Here is a 23,393-nt window from a genome sequence, read left to right on the forward strand (position 1 = left end):
CCCGCTTCCACCGCTCTGCGGTGTCCGCATGCTGGAATGAAACATCCGCTTTTCGAGAAGCATTCCATCATGTAACCTGCTCGAAATTTCGCAGAGGGCCAACGTCGTCCCTATGCACTTGCATATGCCACGACGACGACGGGAGAGCCGATGCGCATCCACGCCTGGTCGCCCATGGAGGGTCGCCCCGCCCCGCAGGGGATGTACGACCCCAGCAACGAACACGATGCCTGCGGTGTCGGGTTCGTGGCCACTCTTACCGGCGTGGCCAGCCACGAGCTGGTCGAGCAGGCGCTGACCGTACTGCGCAATCTCGAACACCGCGGCGCCACCGGATCCGAGCCGGACTCCGGCGACGGCGCCGGAATCCTGCTCCAGGTACCCGATGCCTTCCTGCGTGAGGCCACCGCATTCGAGCTTCCCGAAGCGGGCGCGTACGCCGTCGGCATCGGCTTCCTGCCGCTCGACGACAGCCCCGCCGCCGTCTCCCGGATAGAGGCGCTGGCCGCCGAGGAAGGCCTCACCGTCCTCGGCTGGCGCGACGTCCCGGTGACCCCGGACCTGCTGGGCAGCCTGGCCCGCGCCACCATGCCCGAGTTCCGCCAGCTCTTCGTCGCCGACGCGGCGGACGGCCAGGACGCCCCCGCGACGGGCATCGCGCTCGACCGCAAGGCATTCGTCCTGCGCAAGCGCGCCGAGCGCGAGGCCGGTGTCTACTTCCCCTCGCTCTCCGCCCGCACGATCGTCTACAAGGGCATGCTCACGACGGGCCAGCTGGAACCGTTCTTCCCGGACCTCTCCGACCGCCGCTTCGCCACCGCCGTCGCGCTGGTGCACTCGCGCTTCTCGACGAACACCTTCCCGAGCTGGCCGCTCGCCCACCCGTACCGCTTCGTCGCGCACAACGGCGAGATCAACACGGTCAAGGGCAACCGCAACTGGATGAAGGCCCGCGAGTCCCAGCTCGCGTCCGACCTCTTCGGACCGCAGAAGCTGGACCGGATCTTCCCCCTCTGCACCCCCGACGCCTCGGACTCCGCCTCGTTCGACGAGGTCCTGGAGCTCCTGCACCTCGGCGGCCGCTCGCTCCCGCACTCCGTGCTGATGATGGTCCCCGAGGCGTGGGAGAACCACGAGTCGATGGACCCGGCACGCCGGGCCTTCTACCAGTACCACGCGACGATGATGGAGCCCTGGGACGGCCCCGCCTGCGTCACCTTCACCGACGGCACGCAGGTCGGCGCGGTCCTCGACCGCAACGGTCTGCGCCCCGGCCGGTACTGGGTGACCGACGACGGCCTCGTCGTCCTCTCGTCCGAGGTCGGCGTCCTGGACATCGACCCCGCGAAGGTCGTCCGCAAGGGCCGCCTGCAGCCCGGCCGGATGTTCCTCGTGGACACCGCCGAGCACCGCATCATCGAGGACGACGAGATCAAGGCCGGCCTCGCCGCCGAGCAGCCGTACGAGGAGTGGCTGGAGAGCGGTGAGATCGAGCTCGAGGACCTCCCCGAGCGCGAGCACATCGTGCACACCCACGCCTCGGTCACCCGCCGCCAGCAGACCTTCGGCTACACTGAGGAGGAGCTGCGCGTCATCCTCGCGCCCATGGCCCGCACCTCGGGCGAGCCGCTCGGCTCGATGGGCACGGACTCGCCGATCGCCGCGCTCTCCGCGCGCCCCAGGCTGCTCTTCGACTACTTCACCCAGCTCTTCGCCCAGGTCACCAACCCGCCGCTGGACGCCATCCGCGAGGAGCTCGTCACCTCGCTGCGCTCCACGCTCGGGCCCGCGGGCAACATCCTGGAGCCCACCGCGGCCGCCTGCCGCAGCGTGACGCTGCCGTTCCCGGTGATCGACAACGACGAGCTGGCCAAGCTCATACACATCAACGCCGACGGCGACATGCCGGGGATGAAGGCCGCGACGCTCGCCGGCCTCTACCGGGTCGGCGGTGGCGGCGAGGCGCTGGCCGCCCGGCTGAAGGACATCTGCGACGAGACCGACGCGGCCATCGAGGCCGGTGCCCGGCTGATCGTCCTCTCCGACCGGCACTCCGACGCCGAGCACGCCCCGATCCCGTCGCTGCTGCTCACCTCGGCCGTCCACCACCACCTCATCCGCACCAAGCAGCGCACTCAGGTGGGGCTGCTCGTCGAGGCCGGTGACGTCCGCGAGGTGCACCACGTCGCGCTGCTCATCGGGTACGGCGCCGCCGCCGTCAACCCGTACCTCGCCATGGAGTCCGTCGAGGACCTGGTCCGCGCCGGCACCTTCATCGAGGGCCTGGAGCCCGAGCAGGCCATCCGCAACCTGATCTACGCCCTCGGCAAGGGCGTCCTGAAGGTCATGTCCAAGATGGGCATCTCGACCGTGGCCTCCTACCGGGGCGCGCAGGTCTTCGAGGCCGTCGGCCTCGACCAGTCCTTCGTCGACACGTACTTCAACGGCACCGCGACCAAGATCGGCGGCGCCGGACTCGACGTCGTCGCCACCGAGGTCGCCGCCCGCCACGCCAAGGCGTATCCCGCGTCCGGCATCTCCGCCTCGCACCGCAAGCTGGAGATCGGCGGCGAGTACCAGTGGCGCCGTGAGGGCGAGCCGCACCTCTTCGACCCGGACACGGTCTTCCGCCTCCAGCACGCGGCGCGCTCCGGCCGGTACGACATCTTCAAGAAGTACACGGACCGGGTGAACGAGCAGTCCGAGCGGCTGATGACGCTCCGCGGCCTGTTCGGCTTCGCCTCCGGCCGCGAGTCCATCCCGCTCGACGAGGTCGAGCCCGCGTCCGAGATCGTCAAGCGCTTCTCCACCGGCGCCATGTCGTACGGCTCCATCTCCAAGGAGGCGCACGAGACCCTCGCCATCGCCATGAACCAGCTGGGCGGCAAGTCCAACACCGGTGAGGGCGGCGAGGACGCGGACCGGCTGTACGACCCGGCGCGCCGCTCGTCCATCAAGCAGGTCGCGTCCGGCCGCTTCGGTGTGACCAGCGAGTACCTGGTCAACGCGGACGACATCCAGATCAAGATGGCGCAGGGCGCGAAGCCCGGCGAGGGCGGCCAGCTGCCCGGCCACAAGGTCTACCCGTGGGTCGCCAAGACGCGTCACTCGACGCCGGGCGTCGGCCTCATCTCGCCGCCGCCGCACCACGACATCTACTCCATCGAGGATCTCGCCCAGCTGATCCACGACCTGAAGAACGCCAACCCGGCGGCCCGCATCCACGTGAAGCTGGTCTCCGAGGTCGGTGTCGGCACGGTCGCCGCGGGCGTCTCCAAGGCGCACGCGGACGTCGTCCTCATCTCCGGCCACGACGGTGGCACGGGCGCGTCCCCGCTCACCTCGCTGAAGCACGCGGGCGGCCCCTGGGAGCTCGGCCTCGCCGAGACCCAGCAGACGCTGCTGCTCAACGGCCTGCGCGACCGCATCGTCGTACAGACCGACGGTCAGCTCAAGACCGGCCGCGACGTCATCATCGCCGCGCTCCTCGGCGCCGAGGAGTTCGGTTTCGCGACCGCGCCACTCGTCGTCTCGGGCTGCGTCATGATGCGCGTCTGTCACCTGGACACCTGCCCGGTCGGCATCGCCACCCAGAACCCGGTGCTGCGCGAGCGCTTCTCCGGCAAGGCCGAGTACATCGTGAACTTCTTCCGGTTCATCGCCGAAGAGGTCCGCGAACTCCTCGCCGAGCTGGGCTTCCGTACGCTGGAGGAGGCCGTCGGTCACGCCGAGCTGCTCGACACCGAGCGCGCCGTGAACCACTGGAAGGCGCAGGGGCTCGACCTCAACCCGCTCTTCCACGTCCCGGAGCTGCCCGAGGGCGCGGCACGCCACCGCACCGCCGTACAGGACCACGGCCTGGAGAAGGCGCTCGACAACCAGCTGATCAAGCTGGCCGCCGACGCGCTGGACGCCGACTCCGCGGAGGCCGCCCAGCCGGTCCGCGCGCAGATCGCCATCCGGAACATCAACCGGACGGTCGGCACCATGCTCGGCCACGAGGTGACGAAGAAGTTCGGTGGCGCGGGCCTGCCCGACGACACCATCGACATCACCTTCACCGGCTCCGCTGGCCAGTCCTTCGGCGCCTTCGCCCCGCGCGGGGTGACACTCCGGCTGGAGGGCGACGCCAACGACTACGTCGGCAAGGGCCTCTCCGGCGGCCGGGTCGTCGTCCGCCCGGACCGCGGCGCCGAGCACCTCGCCGAGTACTCCACCATCGCGGGCAACACCATCGCCTACGGCGCGACCGGCGGCGAGCTGTTCCTGCGCGGCCGCACCGGCGAGCGGTTCTGCGTCCGCAACTCCGGCGCGACGGTCGTCTCGGAAGGCGTGGGCGACCACGGCTGCGAGTACATGACCGGCGGCCACGCCGTGGTCATCGGCGAGACCGGGCGGAACTTCGCCGCCGGTATGTCGGGCGGTGTCGCCTACGTCATCGACCTGGACCGCGACAACGTCAACGCCGGCAACATCGGCGCGGTCGAGCCCGTCGACGACTCCGACAAGCAGTGGCTGCACGACGTCGTGCGCCGCCACCAGGAGGAGACCGGCTCCACCGTGGCCGAGAAGCTGCTGGCCGACTGGGACACCGCGGCCGCCCGCTTCAGCAAGATCATCCCGACCACCTACAAGGCAGTGCTCGCCGCCAAGGACGCCGCTGAGCTGGCAGGTCTCTCCGAGAACGAGACCACCGAGAAGATGATGGAGGCGGCGACCAATGGCTGACCCCAAGGGCTTTCTGACAACGGGCCGCGAGGTCGCGCAGACCCGCCCCGTCGAGGAGCGGGTGAAGGACTGGAACGAGGTCTACGTTCCCGGATCCCTGCTGCCGATCATCAGCAAGCAGGCCGGCCGCTGCATGGACTGCGGCATCCCGTTCTGCCACAACGGCTGTCCGCTGGGGAACCTCATCCCCGAGTGGAACGACTACGCGTACCGCGAGGACTGGTCGGCGGCCTCCGAGCGGCTGCACGCCACCAACAACTTCCCGGAGTTCACCGGACGCCTCTGCCCGGCGCCCTGCGAGTCGGCGTGTGTCCTCGGCATCAACCAGCCCGCCGTCACCATCAAGAACGTCGAAGTCTCGATCATCGACAAGGCGTGGGACAGCGGCGACGTCACCCCGCAGCCGCCCGAGCGGCTCTCCGGCAAGACGGTGGCGGTCATCGGCTCCGGCCCGGCGGGTCTCGCCGCCGCCCAGCAGCTGACCCGTGCCGGGCACACGGTCGCCGTCTACGAGCGCGCGGACCGCATCGGGGGACTGCTCCGGTACGGCATCCCCGCGTTCAAGATGGAGAAGTCCCACATCAACCGGCGCATCGAGCAGATGCGCGCGGAAGGCACCAAGTTCCGCACCGAGACGGAGATCGGCCGCGACATCGACGCGGCGAAGCTCCGCCGCAGGTACGACGCGGTGGTCATCGCGGCCGGCGCGACGGTCTCCCGGGACCTGCCCGTACCGGGCCGCGAGCTGAACGGCATCCACTTCGCGATGGAGTACCTGCCGCTCGCCAACAAGGTGCAGGAGGGTGACCTCACGGTGGCCCCGATCACCGCCGAGGGCAAGCACGTCGTGGTCATCGGCGGCGGCGACACCGGCGCCGACTGCGTGGGCACCGCGCACCGCCAGGGCGCCGCCTCGGTCACCCAGCTGGAGATCATGCCCCGCCCCGGTGACGAGCGGAATCCGAGCCAGCCCTGGCCGACCTTCCCGATGCTCTACAAGGTCACCTCCGCGCACGAGGAGGGCGGCGAGCGCGTCTACGCCGTCTCGACCACGCACTTCGAGGGCTCCGCGCCCGAGGAGGGGGAGACGGTCGGGAACGTCACGTACCTGCACCTCGCCGAGGTGGAGTTCAAGGACGGCAAGCTGGAGCAGAAGCCGGGCACCGAGCGGCGTATCCCCGCCGAGCTCGTCACCCTGGCCATGGGCTTCACCGGCACCGACCAGGCCAACGGCCTCGTCCAGCAGTTCGGCCTGGAGCTCGACGCCCGCGGGAACATCGCCCGTGATGCCGACTTCGCGACCAATGTTCCCGGCGTGTACGTTGCAGGTGACGCGGGCCGCGGCCAGTCGCTGATCGTCTGGGCGATCGCCGAGGGCCGCTCGGCGGCGCGCGGCGTGGACCGTTTCCTCACGGGCGCCAGCGAGCTGCACGCCCCGATCAAGCCGACGGACCGGGCACTGACGGTCTGACGGCCCCACAAGAACGTCCCGCACAATGGGGTGCGGAACTGAACGCGGCGCCTGCCTTGTCCCCGACCGGACACTGGGTGGGCGCCGTGGCGCGTCCGGCCTCCGGGCGGCGGACGACGACAGGGCGGGCGAGGGAGTGGACCAGCGGGTGAAGCGGATGGATCAGCGGGCGGACCGGGGCGCGGACCGGCGGGCACAGGCGGTGCGGGCGTGACGGTACGGATACTGCGGGCCGCCGGGCGGACCGCCGCGCCCTGGAAGAACGGCGGCGGGGTCACCCGTGAGATCGCGGCCGCGCCGGACGGCGCCGGGATGGACACCTTCGCCTGGCGGGTGAGCCTGGCCGATGTCGGTGCCGACGGGCCGTTCTCCGTCTTCCCCGGGGTCACCAGGGTGCTGACGGTGGCGGACGGCGCGGGGATGGAGCTGACGCCCGGGGGAGTCCCGCTGCGGGCGGACGAGCGGTTCGTGCCGCACCGCTTCGCCGGTGACGTGGCGACGCACGGACGGCTGCTCGACGGCCCCGTCGTGAACTTCAACGTGATGTACCGCGAGGCGCTCACCGAAGCGCTCACCTCGGTCGTACGCGGCAGACTCACCGTCGGCGTCCCGCCGGACGCCACCGTGCTGGCCGTCGTACTGGACGGGACCGCGGTCCTGGAGGACTCGGGCGCCGCCCTGGGGCGTTTCGACGCGGCGATGGTGACCGGCGAGTCACCCGGTGTGCTGCGGGCCGACGGCCGCACGGCTCTCGTCACCCTGCGGAGCAGGCCGCGGACCGGGCCAGGGAGCAGCTGAATTCCCTTGCGCCGCAGGGGGGTTGAGGCATGATGCGATCATGACTTCCTTCGTGCGCCATGTGACGGTCGACTGCGCCGACGCCTATGGGCTCGGCAGCTTCTGGGCCAAGGTCCTCGACATCCCGCTCACCGACGACGACCGGCCCGGTGACCCCGAGGCGCTGATCCAGGCCACCGGATTCGGGCTGCTCTTCATCCAGGTACCCGAGCCCAAGCAGATCAAGAACCGCTTGCATCTGGACCTCCAGCCGACGGACCGCACCCGCGAGGAGGAGGTCGAGCGGCTGCTGGCGCTCGGCGCCACACTCGTCGAGGACCACCGCAGGCCCGACGGCCGGGGGTGGGCGACGCTGGCCGACATCGAGGGCAACGAGTTCTGTGTCGAGCGGAGCACCGCCGAGCGGTCCAGGGGCTGACCTGCCGCGCTCCGCCTGCCGTGCAGTGGACGACGCGGTGGCCGGCCTGTCCTGCCTGCCCGCCCGTCCCGCGTGCAGCCTGTCCTGCGTCCTGCCCGCCTCGCCCTCCGCTCAGTGGCGGACCAGGCAGAAGGGGTGCCCCGCGGGGTCGGCGTAGATGCGCCAGCCCGGTGCGCTGTCGTCGAGCAGATGGGCGCCCGCGTCGAGCACCTCGACCTCCGCCCGGTCGAGGTCGGGCACGCCGAAGTCCAGGTGGAACTGCTGGGGCCTGGTCGGGTCCGGCCAGGCCGGCGCGCGGTGGTTCTCGGCGCGCTGGAAGGCCAGCACGAGACCGGACGCGGTGTGCAGCGTGGACCAGTCGGAGCTGAGCGACCAGCGGGGGTCGGGCCGGTCGACGGTGCCGCCGAGGACCGACCGGTAGAACGCGGCCAGGTCTGCGGGGTCGGGGCAGTCCAGCACTATGCACTGCAATTCGGCGATCATGCCCGGAATCCTAGGCTGCGGGCCGGCGCGCCCCGGAGGGGGAGGGGCGTCCCGGCCGCCCCGGGCGCGGGTGAACGTCAATCGAACAGTGCCGGGACTCCTTCATCCGTCCGGTTCACGGTCCGGGGACCGATCTGCCTTCCGCCGGCTTCCCGGGCGTTCCCGTGCACCGGGGCAACTGCTCTTCCGGCCCAGGCGAGTTGACCGCCCGTGGCGATCCGCCCGGGGCGGAACCACCGGTCGGAGGGGTGAACGGAGATCATTCGTGACCCGGTGCGTCCAGACATCCGGGCGACAAGCGTGCTAGGCTGACCTTGTTGCAGTTTTGGTACCCATGAACTTTATGTGCGCCTGACGGGAATGCTCCGACAGGCGCATTATTGTTTTCCGGCTTTCTCCGGATGGGGTTCAATGCGGCGACGCGGAATTCGTAAAGTGCGAATTTCCGGCACTGCACCTGTTGAGGAGAATGTTATGGCCACCGGTACCGTGAAGTGGTTCAACTCGGAAAAGGGCTTCGGCTTCATCGAGCAGGACGGCGGCGGCGCCGACGTCTTCGCCCACTACTCGAACATCGCCACCCAGGGCTTCCGTGAGCTCCAGGAGGGCCAGAAGGTCTCCTTCGACGTCACGCAGGGCCAGAAGGGCCCGCAGGCGGAGAACATCGTCCCGGCCTAATTGTCGGACGCGTACCTCGCTGACCGGGGCCCGCACCTCCAAGGTGCGGGTCCCGGTTTGTGCTGTCCTACATCCGGCAGGAAGGCTTGAACCGCATGACCCGCTCCGCTGAACGCCCGGCACGCCCCGCACGCACCAGTCCGCCGAGGGGCCGAGGCAAGGCCCCCGCAAAGTCTCCGGCCCGCAAGGCAGCTCCCAGGCCTGCCGAATTCACGCTGCCGGACACCATCACCCCCGCGCTGCCCGCCGTCGAGGCCTTCGCCGAGCTGGACATGCCCGCCGCACTCCTGAAGACCCTCGCGGCCCAGGGTGTGACCGACCCCTTCCCGATCCAGGCAGCGACCCTGCCGAACTCCCTCGCGGGCCGCGACCTGCTGGGCCGCGGCCGCACCGGCTCCGGCAAGACGCTCGCGTTCGGGCTCGCGATGCTGGCCCGTGTCGCGGGCCGCCGGGCCGAGCCGAAGGCGCCGCTTGCTCTCGTGCTGGTGCCCACGCGCGAGCTCGCGCAGCAGGTCACCGACGCGCTGACGCCGTACGCCACCTCGGTCCAGCTGCGGCTGACCACCGTCGTCGGCGGGATGTCGATCTCCAAGCAGTCCGGGGCGCTGCGGCGCGGCGCCGAGGTGCTGGTCGCCACCCCGGGACGGCTCAAGGACCTCATCGAGCGCGGCGACTGCCGCCTCGACCAGGTCGGCATCACCGTGCTCGACGAGGCCGACCAGATGGCCGACATGGGGTTCATGCCGCAGGTCACCGCCCTGCTCAAGCAGGTCGAGCCCGGCGGTCAGCGGATGCTGTTCTCGGCGACCCTGGACAAGAACATCGACCGGCTGGTCAAGATGTTCCTGACCGACCCGGTCGTGCACTCGGTGGACCCGTCGGCGGGCGCGGTGACCACGATGGACCACCACGTGCTCTACGTCGCCGACGAGACCGACAAGAAGGCCGTCACCACGCGCATCGCGGCCCGCGACGGCCGGGTGATCCTCTTCCTGGACACCAAGCGGTCCGTCGACCGCCTGGTGAAGCGGCTGCTCGCCAGCGGTGTACGGGCGGGCGGGCTGCACGGCGGCCGCTCCCAGCCGCAGCGCAACCGCACCCTCGACCAGTTCAAGAACGGCCAGGTCACCGCGTTGGTCGCGACCAACGTCGCGGCGCGCGGCATCCACATCGACGACCTCGACCTGGTCGTGAACGTGGACCCGCCCACCGACCACAAGGACTACGTCCACCGCGGCGGCCGCACGGCGCGGGCCGGCGAGTCGGGCAGCGTCGTCACGCTCGTGCTCCCGGAGCAGAAGCGCGAGATGACCCGCCTGATGTCGGACGCGGGCATCACGCCCAGGACCGCCCGGGTCAGGTCGAGCGACGAAGAGCTGACCCGGATCACCGGGGCGCAGGAGCCCTCCGGCGTGGCGATCGTCATCGACGTACCGCAGCAGGCCACCGCACCGCAGCGGCGTTCCAGGCCCGGCAGGCCCGCGACCGGGGCTGTCGCCCCGTCCGGGCAGGGCCGCGGGGGCCGCGGCCGACGTGGTGGCCAGGGCCGTGGAGGTCAGGGTCAGGGCGGCGGCCAGGGTGGTCAGGGCCGTGGCGGCGCCGGCCGTGGTGCCGGCGGCGGCGGTCAGAGCCGTGGCGGCCAGGGCGGCCGCAGGGCCGCTGCCTGACGTACGGCAGTGTGTGACCGGGCCCCTCCGCGGAGCGGGCCCGGCGCCAGGCCCCCGACCCGCGGAACGCGCTAGGTGTCGCAGTCGAGGACCGTGTGGCAGAGCCCGCAGCGTGCCCGCACCCGGCCCCTGACCGGTACCCGGATCCGCTGATGGCAGGTCGGGCAGGCGAAACTGACGCGCGGTCCGTCCGCCGTCTGCTCGAAGGCGTACGGCAGGCCCGGAGGGGTACGCCCGCCGTGTTCCAGCGCGGACCTGCGGTGCTTCGCATAGGCCCGCCGCCCGGCCCAGCCCGCCGCGGTCAGCGGCGGGCGGCTGCCGTCCTGAGCGGCCCGGGCACGCCCCTTGGTGTAGGCCGTGTACGCCTGCGGACTGGTGAACCAGATCGACGGGTCCTCGTCGAAGAGCAGCGCCCGCTTGGCCAGGACGTACCCGAACTCCTCCGGGGTGAGATAGCCGAGCTTCTGGCTGGACAGCTTGTCCTCCCGGAAGGCGTCCAGCAGCAGCCAGCCCGCCCCGAGATAGGTCGTCGCGGTGTCGGTGAGGATCTCGTTGTCCCGGGTCCCCGCGAAGCCGAGGCCGAGCCGGTGCAACAGCACGTGCATGACCTCATGGGCGAGAGCTGCCCCGATGTCGCCCCGGTGAGTACGGAAGCGGTCGTTCAGCTCGATGAAGTACTCCGGCCCTGCGGTCAGTTCGACCGCCGCCGCGTGCTCCATCTCGCGGAAGCCGACAATCATCCGGGCCTCGGGCAGCCGCAGGTGGTGGACCAGCGCACGGGCCACCCGCTGGGCGCCCAGATGCAGATCGTCCAGGTCGGTGAAGGCGACATCGGCGGGGGCGACGCTCGGCGCGTAGCTGAGGACGCCGTCGTACGAGAGGCGCCTGTGGAGCGCCGTGATCGCCGCCTGCACGGTCTCCAGATGCGGAAAGCCGTGTACGACCTCGCTGTCGTCCGTCACGCATCCACTCTACGGCCGGGCGGAAACCCCGGACAGCGGCCATTGTCGTGGGAGGAGCCCTTTCCGGACGATGGGACCAGGTCCTGTCCGGACAGGGCTTGAGGACCCCTCAGCCCCCACGAGAGGAAGCCCGTTGAACCAGCCAGTGCGCACCATCGGACGATGCGCGGCCATCGGCGCCGCCGTACTCGCCGTCCTCAGCCTCCAGCCCGCCCCGGCCTCGGCCACCGCCCCCGAACCCGTCGTCGGAGGCACCCGGGTGGCGGAGGGTCAGTACCCCTTTATGGTGCATCTCTCCCAGGGATGCGGCGGCGCCCTCTACGCCAAGGACATCGTCCTCACCGCGGCCCACTGCGTGTCCGGCTCCGGGGCCAACACCTCGATCACCGCCACCGCGGGCTCCGTCGACCTCCAGAGCCCGCAAGCCGTCCACATCAAGTCCACCCAGGTCGTCCAGGCCCCCGGTTACGACGGCAAGGGCAAGGACTGGGCGCTGGTCAAACTGGCCACGCCCTTCGACCTGCCGACCCTGCCCACCGTCACCAGTACGGCGTACGACAAGGGAACCTTCACCATCGCGGGCTGGGGCTCGACGAGCGAGGACGGCGCCCAGCAGCGCTATCTGCGGCAGGCGACCGTCCCGTACGTGTCCGACGCGCAGTGCGGGGAGGCGTACGGAACGCAGTTCAACGCCGGTGACGAGATCTGCGCCGGAGACGTCGACAAGGGCGGCGTCGACACCTGCCAGGGCGACTCGGGTGGCCCGATGTTCCGCAAGGACGACCAGGGCGCCTGGATCCAGGTCGGCATCGTGAGCTACGGCCAGGGCTGCGCCGAGCCGGGCTACCCGGGTGTGTACAGCCAGGTGTCCGCCCTCTCGGCGGACATCAAGTCGGCCGCGGCCGCGCTGCACTGAGGCCGTGTCGGGCGCCCGGCGCACGAGCCGGGTAAAAGGCCGGTCAAGCCGGTCGGACGAAGGGGCGCGGGCCCCGGGCAAAGCGCCGGATTTCGCTTTAGTCCAAGACCTGTCCCTCCTTTGTCCATAGGCTCACACGCCCCGCCCCTCCATCGTGACGTGCACGGATGATCGTCGCGATGGAGGAGCGAGCGTGCACGAAGAAGACCGAGGGCCCAGCCGCAGGACCGTTGTGGCCGCCACCGCGCTGGCCGGTGTCGGCGCGGCATTCGCCACCCCGTCCGCCTTCGCGGCGGACGCAGCGACCACGGGCTCCGGGACCGCCGGCGGAGCCGGGGCCGTCCTGCGTTCCGAAGCCCTCGACGTACGCGTCGACCGCGGCTTCCCGCGCATCGTGTCGTACACCGACCGCCGGACGGGCGCGCTGCTGCACGGGCAGGAGGACCCCGTCACCTCGGTGCTGATCGACGGGACCGCGCACACCCCGAAAGTGACGTCCAGGCCGGGCCGGGACCGGATCGCGTACACCCTCGCCTTCGACGGCGGGACCGAGATCCGGGTCGAGATCCGGGTCGACGGATGGCAGACCGACTGGCGGGTCACCCGCATCGCGGACACCGCGGCGCTGCGCGTCGGGACGCTGGAGATCCCCGCACTCGCCTTCCTCTCCGTACGCAGCGACCAGCCCGGTGCCACCCTGCTGGCCGCCAAGCTCGACCTGGACAAGGCCAAGAGCGGCGACACCCTGGTGAAGGTCACGCCGGACAGCGCGGCGGACGCGGCGCCGGCCGGCTGTGCGTACGCCGTGGTGGCGCACGACGGGCTCGGCGGGGCCGTCGAGACCAACACGGTCTACGACAAGCCGGCCGACACCCCGGGCGCCACCTGGGAGAACGGCCGGATGTGGCGGCAGACCGTCAAGAAGGACGGCTACGTCAAGGCGCAGCTGGCGTGCGGCCAGTGGACCCACCGCGCGGACACCTCGCCGGTCGACGCCACCGAGCCGCTGCCGTACGCGACCGTCATCGTCACCCGGGACCGCAACGGCGACGGCGTGGTCGACTGGCAGGACGCTGCCATCGCCTTCCGCGACGTCATGGTGACCCCGCTCGGCGCGGACGACACCCATCTTCGGGTCGTCCCGCACATCCCGTTCAACTTCGCCTCGCAGGCCACCAACCCGTTCCTCGCGACGCTCGACAACGTCAAGCGGATCTCGCTCGCCACGGACGGGCTGCGCCAGTACACGCTGCTCAAGGGGTACCAGTCGGAGGGCCACGACTCAGCCCACCCCGACTACGCGGGCAACTACAACGAGCGGGCCGGCGGTCTCGCCGACATGAACACCCTCGTCAAGGAGGGCAGCAAGTGGAACAGCGACTTCAGCGTGCACGTCAACGCCACCGAGTCGTATCCCGTCGCCCACGCCTTCTCCGAGAAGCTCGTCGACAAGACCGACAAGCAGTGGGACTGGCTCGACCAGTCCTACCGCATCGACTCCCGGCGTGACCTCGTCTCGGGCGACATCATCAAGCGGCTCAAGGACCTGCGCGACGACGCGCATCCCGCGCTCAACGCCATCTACTTCGACGTCTTCCGTGAGTCCGGCTGGAACGGCGACCGGCTCCAGCGCGCTCTGCGCGAGCAGGGCTGGACGGTCAGCAGCGAGTGGGGACACGGCCTGGAGCGCTCCTCGGTCTGGTCGCACTGGGCGAACGAGACCGACTACGGCGCGGACACCTCGCGCGGCATCAACTCGCAGCTGATCCGCTTCATCCGCAACCACCAGAAGGACGTCTTCTCCAACAAGTGGCCCACCCTGCTGGGCGCCGGGCGGATGGGCAACTTCGAGGGCTGGGTCAACAAGACCGACTGGAACGCCTTCTACGACATCATCTGGACCGAGGCGCTGCCCGCGAAGTACCTCCAGGCCTACCCGGTCAAGCGGTGGACCGAGCACGAGATCACCTTCTTCGGCCCCACCGGGACCGTCGTCGGTGACACGGACGGCAACCGCCGCATCACCACCGACGGACGGGTCGTCTACACCGGCGGCAGCTATCTGCTGCCCTGGGAGCCCCGCAGGGCGACCGACCCGGAGAAGCTCTACCACTACAACCCGAAGGGCGGCAGCACCACCTGGCAGCTGCCGCGCGGCTGGTCGCACTCCTCGCGCGTCGCGCTCTACCGGCTCACCGACCAGGGCCGGGTGCACGCCGGTGACCTGGCGGTCCGCTCGGGCAAGGTCACCGTGGACGCCACCGCGGGCCAGCCCTATGTGCTGTACCGCGCACGGGTGGGAGCGCCCGCCGAACCCCGGTGGGGGCAGGGCACCCCGGTGTACGACCCCGGTTTCAACTCCGGCTCTCTGAAGGGCTGGCAGGTCACGCCGGCTGGGGGGCCGGCATCGGTCGTACGCAACACCATCGGCGACTACGAGCTGGTGATCGGAGCCGGAGCGGCCACCACCGTAGGCCAGCGCCTGGGCCGGCTGCCCGCCGGCACCTACGTCGCATCGGTGCAGGTGGAAGTCGGCAAGAAGGCGGGGGAGCAGCGCCGGGCCGCCCTGGAGATCCGGACCGCCGACGGTGTCACCGCCGCCAACTGGACCGACACGTCGTGCGCGGGCAACTACGTCGCGGCCGACCGCAAGCACGAGACCCGCTTCCAGCGGATGTTCACGTACTTCACCGTGCCGGAGAGCGGCGGCCGGGTCGACCTCACGCTGCGGGTGGCGGCGGGCGACGCGCAGGTGCGGTTCGACAACCTGCGGATCGCCGGGGCGAAGCCCACCCGGAAGGCGGGCGCGCTGGCGTTCGAGGACTTCGAGAACGTCCCGCAGGGCTGGGGCGTCTTCGTCAAGGGCGACGCGGGCGGCTCGACCGACCCGCGCACCCACGTCGGGCAGCGGCACGCGCCGTTCACCCAGCGGGGCTGGAACGGCAAGGCCATCGATGACGTCATCGACGGCGGCCAGTCGCTCAAGTCTCGCGGCGAGAACGACGGCCTGGTCTACCGGACCGTCCAGCACACCGTCCGCTTCGAGCCGTCCAAGCGGTACCGGGTCTCCTTCCGGTACGAGAACGACACGGCCGGCCAGTACGCCTGGATCACCGGCGTCGACGAGCCCGCAGCGCGTGAGCTGGACCGCAAGGCACTGCCCGTCGCGACCGAACCGACGCAGCTGAGCTACGAGTTCACCGCGCCGGCCAAGGGCGACGCCTGGGTGGGGCTGCGCAAGGTCGGCGACGACGGCGTCGCGGAGTTCGCCCTCGACGCGTTCGAGGTCCGCGAGGTGTAGGGCCCGCCTGTCCCGGCAGGGGCCGGTCCTCGAACGCGTCGAGGACCGGCCCCTGCCGTCTCCGCCCGGTGGCGGGTCCGGTTCAGCGGAGCGCCAGCCCCGGTTCGCCGCCCTCGGCCGCCGCTCCCGCGAGCTCCAGCACCCACACCTCGTTCTCACCCTCGCGCAGCACCGGGCCCGGTACGAACAGCGAACCCTGCGGCCCGGCCGACCAGTAGCGGCCCAGGCCGAAGCCGTTCACCCAGACGAAGCCCCGCACCCAGCCGGTCAGTTCCAGCGTCGCGTCCCCGGCCCCGGTCACCTCGAACGTCCCCCGGTGCAGCCCCCGGGCCCCGGAATCCGGGCCGCCCGGCGGCACCGCGCGGAACGGCAGCTTCGCGACGGCCGCCGCGTCGTCGAACGCGTCGAGCCGCAGCCCCCGCGCGCGCACCCCGTGCAGATACTGCCGCTCGTGCAGCACCCCGCCCGTCAGGCCCTTCGGCTCACCCAGCCGGGGGCCGTAGTTGACCCGGCCGAGCGACTCCACCCACAGCTCCACGGAGGCGGGACCCGCCACCGGCGCGCCCAGTTCCGTACGCACCCCGTCGACGTACAGCTGCGCCACATCACGCAGTCCGGGCGCGGTCAGCGGGTACGGCTGTCGCGGGCCCGGTATCCGGACGCGGTAGCGGACAAGACCCCGGTCGACATCCAGCTCCTCGAAGGACGGCGGAGCGCCCGTGACCTGCTCGGGCCCGCCCAGCGCGTCCGTCACCTCGCCGAGCGGCACCCACTCCTGGAGCGCGGCCCGGGCGGGCGCCGCCAGCGCGGCGGGCGGCGGCGGCAGTTCCGGCAGCGGCCCGGCCGCGTACTCCGCGAGCACCTCGCGGAACAGCCAGAACTTCTCCGTCGGCCGTCCGTACTCGTCGACCGGCGCACCGTAGTCGTACGAGGTCACGGTCGGCAGCAGCTCACCGTCGTGCAGCTCGCCCGAGCGGTTGGCGCCCGCCCAGCCGGCGAAGTTCGTCCCGCCGTGCGCCATGTACAGATTCACCGACGCGCCGCACTCCAGGATCTCCCGCAGCGCCCGCGCGGCGTCCGCCGGATCCCGTACGACGGGCTCGGCACCCCAGTGGTCGAACCAGCCGCACCAGAACTCCATGCACATCAGCGGCCCCTTCGGCCGGTGCCGGCGCAGCACCTCGAAGCCCTCGCGCGCGCCCGCGCCGAAGTTGGCCGTGGCCAGCACTCCCGGGACCGAACCGCCGGTCAGCATGTGGTCCTCCGGCCCGTCCGATGTGAACAGCGGAACACTCACGCCGAGCGTGCGGAGCAGCCCCGCCATGTGGCGCAGATAGGTCTGGTCGGAGCCGTAGCTGCCGTACTCGTTCTCGACCTGCACCATGATCACCGGGCCGCCCCGGTCGATCTGCCGGGGGACGACCTCGTGCAGGAGGTGGTGGAACCAGCGGTCCACGTGGCGCAGATACTCAGCGTCACGCGTACGCACCCGCGGACCCAGTGCTCCGGTCAGCCAGTGCGGCAGCCCGCCGTTCTCCCACTCGGCGCAGATGTACGGTCCCGGGCGGACGACCGCCCACAGACCGGCCTCGTGCGCCGCGTCCAGGAACCGGCCGAGCGCCTGCACGTCGTGGAAGCGGCCCTGCTGGGGCTCGTGCAGATTCCACGGGACGTATGTCTCCACGGAGTTGAGCCCCATGGCCCGGAGCATGGCCAGCCGGTGCCCCCACTGGTCCTCGTGCACCCGGAAGTAGTGCAGTGCCCCCGACAGCAGCCGGACCGGCCGCCCGTCGATCAGGAAATCCTCGTCACCCACAGTGAAATCAGCCACGTCGACACTCTCACCCCTGGCGGCTGCCCGGTCCATGGACAAAGATCAACGCTCATTGGACGCAACGGAGCACATCGCCATGGCGCGGACACTTCCGTCACGGTCCGCGACGGAAGCGGCAGACCGCACGACACAGCAACAGACCGTACGAGACGGCGACGGAACGCAAGCGAACGCGGTGAACAGCCCGTGATGGATCACGACGCGCCGTACAGGGAGGCCGGAAAAGGGATGTACCACACCTGGATGCGCTATTTCACTCCGAGCCCCGTCCACCACAAGCTCGGCCTCGTCTGTCTCGGAGTGGGCCTCCAGCACGGCACCCTGCCCGCGGTCGGGCCGCGGACGCTCGACCACCATGTCGCCGTCGTCGTCGGCGCGGGCAGCGGCTGGTACCGCGGCGCCGACGGACGCCGTACGGCCGTCACCGCGCCCGCGCTCATCTGGATCACGCCCGGCGTCACCCACCACTACGGAGCCGATCCGGCCACCGGCTGGGACGAGTCCTTCGTCGACTTCACCGGGCCCGCCACCGCCACCTACACCGAACTCGGCTACATCGAACCCGACCGGCCCGTCGTCCCGCTCACCGATGTCGCGGGCGCACGCGCGGCCGTGGGGCGGATCGTCCGCGCCGCGCGCCGCGGAAACCCGCTGCTCGAAGTGGAGAGCGGGGCCGCCGTCCACGAACTGCTCGTCGCGCTGCGCCGCGCCCGCGCCGACACCGACGCCGAAGGTGCCCCCGTCCTCCAGGCGCTCGCCCGCGACGCCTTCCAGCCGCTGACCGTCGCCGAACACGCGGCCCGGCACGGCATGACCCCGGCCGAACTGCGCACCGCGGTACGGCAGGGGGCGGGCTGCAGCCCCAAGGACTACCTGCTGGGGATCCGTCTCGGCCGGGCCAAGGAACTGCTCGCCGCCACCGATCTGCCGGTCGCCGCCGTCGCCCGCAGGGTGGGCTACGACGACCCCGCGTACTTCTCCCGGCTGTTCACCCGCCGGGTCGGGAAAGCCCCCGTCGTCTTCCGCCAGCAGCAGGGACACACCGTCCCCGGCGGCTGGAGTGACCAGATACCGGACCCCGACAACCCGCCGACGATCACGACGTAAGCTCGACGACCATGACCGAGACAGCCCCGTCCGTACAGGCCGAGCTGGACCGCCTGCGCGGGTCCATCGACAACATCGACGCCGCCGTCGTCCACATGCTCGCCGAGCGCTTCAAGGCCACCCAGCAGGTCGGCCTCCTCAAGGCGCGCAACCAGCTCCCGCCCGCCGACCCGGCCCGCGAGGCCCGCCAGATCGCCCGGCTGCGCAGCCTCGCCGAGAGCGCCAGGCTCGACCCGGCCTTCGCCGAGAAGCTGCTCAACTTCATCGTCGCGGAAGTGATCAGACACCACGAACGCATCGCGGAGGGCTCCGCGGACGACAGCTGACCGGAGCCCGCCGGTGGGACGGGGGCCGGCGCCGGCTCTCGTGCCAATCGGCCACGCGGCGCCGGTCCGCGGCTACCGGAGGCGTTCCCGATGGGGCCGAGCTGTGCGTGACATGGGCAATTTATCCATGAATGGGAAGTATCCGCCCCGTCTCGAATGGCGTTGATGCGTTGACTGATCACGTCCGGGTGATCGACTGATCCCGTTCGGTAGGGCGCAGGTTTTGTCAGGTCCATGCTAATTGCTATTGACGTGCGCATGTAGGGGGCAGTTAAGATCGCGCAACTTATGAAGATTCTGTGACTCCGGGGTGGGGACTGTGGAGTCGGTGTGGGCGGGGATGAGTGCAGTGATGAACAAGTGCGGCAGCAGGACGCTGATTGCCACCGTGGTGGCGACGGTTGTCGCGGGGGTGCTCGCGCCTGTGGGGGCCGGAGGTCAGGCGCTCGCCGCGCCGGGGCGAGCTCTCACCGCGTCTGCGGCCACGGGGAGTGCGAAGACGGCGCTGACCGAGCAGGCGGCTGAAGCGAAGGCCGCTGACACAGGTGCGGATGTCGAGATCACCTCGCTGCGTTCGGAGTCGAGTGAGGTCTACGCCACCGCGGACGGGCAGTTGGAGGCGGTCCAGCATGTGCGGCCGGTTCGAGCGCGCGTACGCGGGGCATGGAAGCCCGTCGACAACACGCTGGCCAAAACCGGCGACGGCACGGTTGCTCCCGCTGCCCCAGCCGTTGACATGGCATTCTCCGGCGGCGGCGACACCCCGTTGGTGTCCTTGGAGCGGGCGGGGAAGAAGCTGGCGTACTCCTGGCCGACCTCACTGCCAGCCCCGGCGCTGGAGGGGGACACGGCGACCTACAAGAACGTACTCCCGGACGTGGACCTGCAGCTGCGGGCCGACGTCGACGGCTTTCACCAACTGCTTGTGGTGCGTACCGCTGAGGCCGCGAAGAACCCCGCCCTTGCGGAGCTGAAGCTGGGGGTGGATGCGCCCGGTCTGACCTTGAAGGAGTCGGCCCAGGGCGGTTTGGAAGCGCACGACAACGGCGGGGGCGGTCTGGCCTTCGAGGCGCCGACCCCGCTGATGTGGGATTCGGCCGGCCCGGCTGCCACTCGGAGCGCGAAGGCGCTTACTGCTGAGCCGAGGGCCGGCGCGGCTGAGGCTGAGGGACCGGGAGACGCCTCGAATGTGGCTCCGATCGGTGTGGAAGTGGCAGCGGACGGCAGTGAGCTGCGCCTGACACCGGATCAGGACATGCTGGGCAGCGCGGCTACACACTTCCCGGTGTTCATCGATCCGCAGACCTACACGCCCAAGGCCGGTGCGTGGACGATGGTTTCGCGGTACTGGGCCGACAGCCCGCAGTGGCGGTTCAACGGCGACTCGGACGCGGGCGTGGGTGACTGCGAGTGGAGTTACTGCGCGCCGTACGACGTCAAGCGAGTCTTCTTCCAGATGCCGACTTCTGCCTTCGCTGGCAAGTCCATCCTCAGCGCGACGTTCGTGGCGCACGAAACCCACTCCGCCTCCTGCGACGGCCGGGGGGTGGAGCTGTGGCGCACCAAGGGGATAGGTAAGGCAACGACGTGGAACAACTCGCAGGACGACTGGCTGGACCGTCTTGAGACCCGGGATGTCGCATACGGAGGCGGCACCACGTGCCCGGGCGGTGATGTGGAGTTCAACGCCATCGACGGCGTGAAGTACGCGGCCTCGCACAACGACTCGTCCACGTCCTTCGGCCTGCGCGCCTCCAGCGAGACCGACAAGTTCGGCTGGAAGCGCTTCTCCGACGACGCCTACCTGCGCGTCAAGTACAACAACCCGCCGAAGCAGATCGCCATGTCGCATCTGTCCATGAACCCGGGCGGTATGTGCAAGAAGCCGGAGAACAAGGTTTCCGTGCACACCCGCCCGATGATCCAGGCGACTGACGTCACAGACCCGGACCACGATCAAGTGAGTGTGCAGTTCCAGGCGTACTGGGACACCGGGGACGGCAAGGGCACCGTGGCCCGGTGGACGTCGGCGAAGACGACCCCGAAGAAGTCCGGGTCGAACTTCTCGACCGCCCTGCCTTCGTCGATCCCGAAGAACAAGACCGTCGACTGGGCTGCCCGGGCGATCGACTACGACGCCGGCAAGTACTACAGCTACTCGCCCTGGTCACAGACCGGATCGGCGACTGCCTGCTACTTCATCTACGACCCGGATGCCCCGCCCGGACCGAAGATCAGCTCCGGCGACTACCCGGCCATCAACGACGAGGATCCTGCGGACCCCAGTTACGACGGGGTGGGCCGATACGGCAATTTCACCATGTCCTCCACCGACACCAGCGTCACCAGGTACTGGTTCGGCGTCAACGAGGAACCCTCCGAGGACAACGAAGTACTGACCACAGCCGGCGCCGCCAAGACCGTCAGCTTCCGGCCCACGAAATCGGGAACGAACTTCCTGTACGCCGCCACTCTGGACGCGGCCGGCAACAAGAGCGCGCCGATTCCCTATGAGTTCAAGGTCAAGGCCGGTCAGCCGGCCCGGGCACAGTGGAAGCTGGACGACGCGGCAGGATCCAGCCAGGCGGAGGGAAGTGCGGGAGACCGCACTCTCGCAGTCAACGGCGCCCCCACTCTGGGTGTCGAAGGCGCGGTCGGTGATGCCGTTAGCTTCGACGGGGCACACGACTACCTGCAATCCGACATTCCCACCGTGGTCACCTCAGCCGGATTCTCGGTGTCCGCATGGGTGAAGCTCTCCAAAATGCCGGACGGTGCGGCAGTCATCGCCACCCAACCGGGGAACAACAGCCCCGGCTTCGAGCTCTACTACTCAAAAACGTCCGATCGCTGGGCTTTCGACCAGTACACCGCCGACACTGCCTCGGCGACGCCGGTGCGCGCCATGCAGGCTTCCGGCGGCGGGGTGAAGCCTGATGAATGGGTGCACTTGGCGGGTACCTACAGCACCGCCACCGACCTGCTGAGCCTGTACGTCAACGGCAGCCTGGCCGGGACAGCGGCGTACGCCACACCGTGGGATGCGCATCGCGGCCTGCAGATCGGCGCTGGATCGTACGACGGCAAACCCGCCTCCTACTTTCCGGGCGCCATCGATGACATACGGATTTACGACAAGCCGCTCGCCCCGGCCGACGTCACACAACTGGCGAGCAAGAAGTCGCTCAACGCCGGCCGTCCGGCCCGCGCGGTATTCCCTCTGGACGATTCAGCTGTCGGAGGGGACGGCAAGCCCACCATGGAGCTTCACGGCCAGGCGGATGTGGAAGCTGCCGTCCTCAAGAACGGTGCCGAGCCCGGCGAAGCGGGCGCCTATGGCAAGGCACTGAGTCTGGACGGAGTGGACGACTACGCCACCACTGTTTCTCCGCATGTCAACAATCAGGCCAGTTTCTCCGTTGTCGCCTGGGCGAGGCTCTCAACAAAGCCGACCCACGCAGGGATCGTCGCCACTCAGACCGGCAAGGTGAAGCCCGGGTTCGAGCTCTACTACTCGCCCACCTATGGCTGGTCCTTCAATCAGTACACCGCCGACAGCACTGCCGGGACCCCGGTGCGCGCCTCTCAGGGCGGCACCACGAAGTCGCCGGCCGGTGAGTGGACACAGCTTCTCGGTTCCTATGACGCGGTAACCAACGACCTGCGCCTCTACGTGAATGGCGTGTGGGTCTCCACTGCCAAATTCACGGCCCCCTTCTACGGCGGCGGGCCCGTCCGGATCGGCGCTGGTTCCTACAGCGGGAAACCCGACAGTTTCTTTCCCGGACAGGTCGACGACGTGCAGGTGTACGACCGGGCGCTGTCGGCACCTGAGGCATCGGACCTGTACCGCGCACGTCCGATCGTCGAAGGCCGCTGGAGGCTGGACGGCGCGGCGGGCAGCCCGGCCGTCTCTCCGGACGACCTGCCGACTTCAACCGCCCGGCACCCGCTGACCCTGGGGTCCGGCGCGAGCATCGACACCAGTGGCAGCAACAACTACGTCGGCATCGGCGGTCTGCTTCTGGACGGCACCACCAGCAGCTACGCCGCCACCGCGGCCTCACCGCTGCACACCAACGCCAGTTTCACCGCCAGCACCTGGGTGACGACTCCCGGTCGCCCTGATCACCCAGTGACGGTGATGAGTCAGGCCGGAGCGAAGAACAGCGCATTCACCGTCCGCTACATGCCGGACAAGAAAGACCCGGTGAACGCCGGCGCCTGGCAGCTGGACATGGCAGACACCGACGGCACCACCACGACACACACCGTCGCGGAGCACACCAACTTCCAGGACAACACCTGGACCAACATCACCGTCGTCTACGACGCCTTCACCACCGAAATGCGCCTGTACGTGAACGGAGAGGTACGCCAGACATCGTGCTTGGACGACGATGACGATGGCGTACCCAACGACCCCGCGTGTACGGAGAAGGCCTCCTGGAACTCGGACGTGCATCCCTTTGACGCGTCCCAGGGACTGCAGCTCGGCCGAACCCGGACCGGTGGAAGCTTCGGTGAGTACTGGTCGGGTGGCATCGACGACGTGTGGATGCTTCAGGGCGTTGCCACTGACGAGCAGATCGCCGAGCTCGCCGGCGGAGTCGATCTGGCGACCAACCCCGGCCCCTGATCCGGTGGCAGGCGGCACCTCGCTGTGCGGCCGGCCTGTAGGCCACTCGTAACACCTCGCAGAAC

13 protein-coding genes and 1 pseudogene are annotated in these 23,393 nt (G+C 70.0%); 11 read left to right on the forward strand and 3 right to left on the reverse strand.

The annotated features are described in order from the left end of the window. Positions 1–150: 150 nt before the first annotated feature. The 4 genes and pseudogenes from gltB to OG285_RS27720 form a co-directional block, all read left to right on the forward strand. The gene (gene gltB / locus OG285_RS27705; protein WP_371792535.1) at positions 151–4,728 is read left to right on the forward strand and encodes a glutamate synthase large subunit; all 4,578 of its coding nucleotides are present in this window, start codon (positions 151–153) and stop codon (positions 4,726–4,728) included. Next, a complete protein-coding gene (locus OG285_RS27710; protein ID WP_356824826.1) occupies positions 4,721–6,199 on the forward strand; it encodes a glutamate synthase subunit beta in 1,479 nt (492 codons plus the stop codon). Before gltB ends, OG285_RS27710 begins: the two co-directional genes overlap by 8 nt. A gap of 210 nt (positions 6,200–6,409) precedes the next feature. Then, entirely contained in the window at positions 6,410–6,997 is a 588-nt protein-coding gene (locus OG285_RS27715; RefSeq protein WP_371792536.1) for a HutD family protein, read from the forward strand. 40 nt (positions 6,998–7,037) lie between these two features. Continuing rightward, positions 7,038–7,406, forward strand: a pseudogene (locus OG285_RS27720) (VOC family protein); the annotation flags it as partial. A 120-nt stretch (positions 7,407–7,526) separates the two neighbouring features. Here the strand turns inward: OG285_RS27720 and OG285_RS27725 are convergent. Beyond that, a complete protein-coding gene (locus OG285_RS27725) occupies positions 7,527–7,898 on the reverse strand; it encodes a VOC family protein (RefSeq protein WP_356824822.1) in 372 nt (123 codons plus the stop codon). A gap of 474 nt (positions 7,899–8,372) precedes the next feature. Here OG285_RS27725 and OG285_RS27730 point away from each other — a divergent pair, with 474 nt between their 5' ends. Both OG285_RS27730 and OG285_RS27735 read left to right on the forward strand, forming a co-directional pair. Further along, positions 8,373–8,576 (forward strand): cold-shock protein, encoded by a 204-nt coding sequence (locus OG285_RS27730; protein ID WP_015607926.1) that lies wholly within the window; start codon positions 8,373–8,375, stop codon positions 8,574–8,576. Between the two features lie 95 nt (positions 8,577–8,671). Next, positions 8,672–10,243, forward strand: a complete 1,572-nt coding sequence (locus OG285_RS27735) for a DEAD/DEAH box helicase (RefSeq protein WP_371792537.1) — start codon at positions 8,672–8,674, stop codon at positions 10,241–10,243. 71 nt (positions 10,244–10,314) lie between these two features. Here the strand turns inward: OG285_RS27735 and OG285_RS27740 are convergent, their stop codons facing one another. Beyond that, positions 10,315–11,205 (reverse strand): hypothetical protein, encoded by an 891-nt coding sequence (locus OG285_RS27740; RefSeq protein ID WP_371792538.1) that lies wholly within the window; start codon positions 11,203–11,205, stop codon positions 10,315–10,317. 133 nt (positions 11,206–11,338) lie between these two features. Between OG285_RS27740 and OG285_RS27745 the strand changes: the two genes are divergently transcribed. Both OG285_RS27745 and OG285_RS27750 read left to right on the forward strand, forming a co-directional pair. Continuing rightward, a complete protein-coding gene (locus OG285_RS27745; RefSeq protein ID WP_356824816.1) occupies positions 11,339–12,121 on the forward strand; it encodes a serine protease in 783 nt (260 codons plus the stop codon). Between the two features lie 193 nt (positions 12,122–12,314). Continuing rightward, positions 12,315–15,422, forward strand: coding sequence for an endo-alpha-N-acetylgalactosaminidase family protein (locus OG285_RS27750; RefSeq protein WP_371792539.1), 3,108 nt, complete (start codon positions 12,315–12,317; stop codon positions 15,420–15,422). A gap of 82 nt (positions 15,423–15,504) precedes the next feature. On the opposite strand, the gene OG285_RS27755 is transcribed toward OG285_RS27750, so the two are convergent. Continuing rightward, positions 15,505–17,253 carry a beta-galactosidase family protein gene (locus OG285_RS27755; RefSeq protein WP_371792540.1) on the reverse strand — a complete coding sequence of 583 codons (1,749 nt, stop codon included), beginning with the start codon at positions 17,251–17,253 and terminating at the stop codon, positions 15,505–15,507. Positions 17,254–17,484: 231 nt separating this feature from the next. Between OG285_RS27755 and OG285_RS27760 the strand changes: the two genes are divergently transcribed. The 3 genes from OG285_RS27760 to OG285_RS27770 all read left to right on the forward strand — a co-directional run bounded on the left by OG285_RS27760 (position 17,485) and on the right by OG285_RS27770 (position 23,328). After that, on the forward strand, positions 17,485–18,363 hold the full coding sequence (locus OG285_RS27760) for a helix-turn-helix domain-containing protein (protein ID WP_371792541.1): 879 nt from the start codon (positions 17,485–17,487) through the stop codon (positions 18,361–18,363). 11 nt (positions 18,364–18,374) lie between these two features. After that, the gene (locus tag OG285_RS27765) at positions 18,375–18,689 is read left to right on the forward strand and encodes a chorismate mutase (protein WP_356824808.1); all 315 of its coding nucleotides are present in this window, start codon (positions 18,375–18,377) and stop codon (positions 18,687–18,689) included. Positions 18,690–19,029: 340 nt separating this feature from the next. Next, positions 19,030–23,328, forward strand: coding sequence for a LamG-like jellyroll fold domain-containing protein (locus OG285_RS27770; RefSeq protein WP_371792542.1), 4,299 nt, complete (start codon positions 19,030–19,032; stop codon positions 23,326–23,328). Positions 23,329–23,393 lie beyond the last annotated feature (65 nt).

This window comes from Streptomyces sp. NBC_01471, assembly GCF_041438865.1.
Lineage (GTDB): Bacteria > Actinomycetota > Actinomycetes > Streptomycetales > Streptomycetaceae > Streptomyces.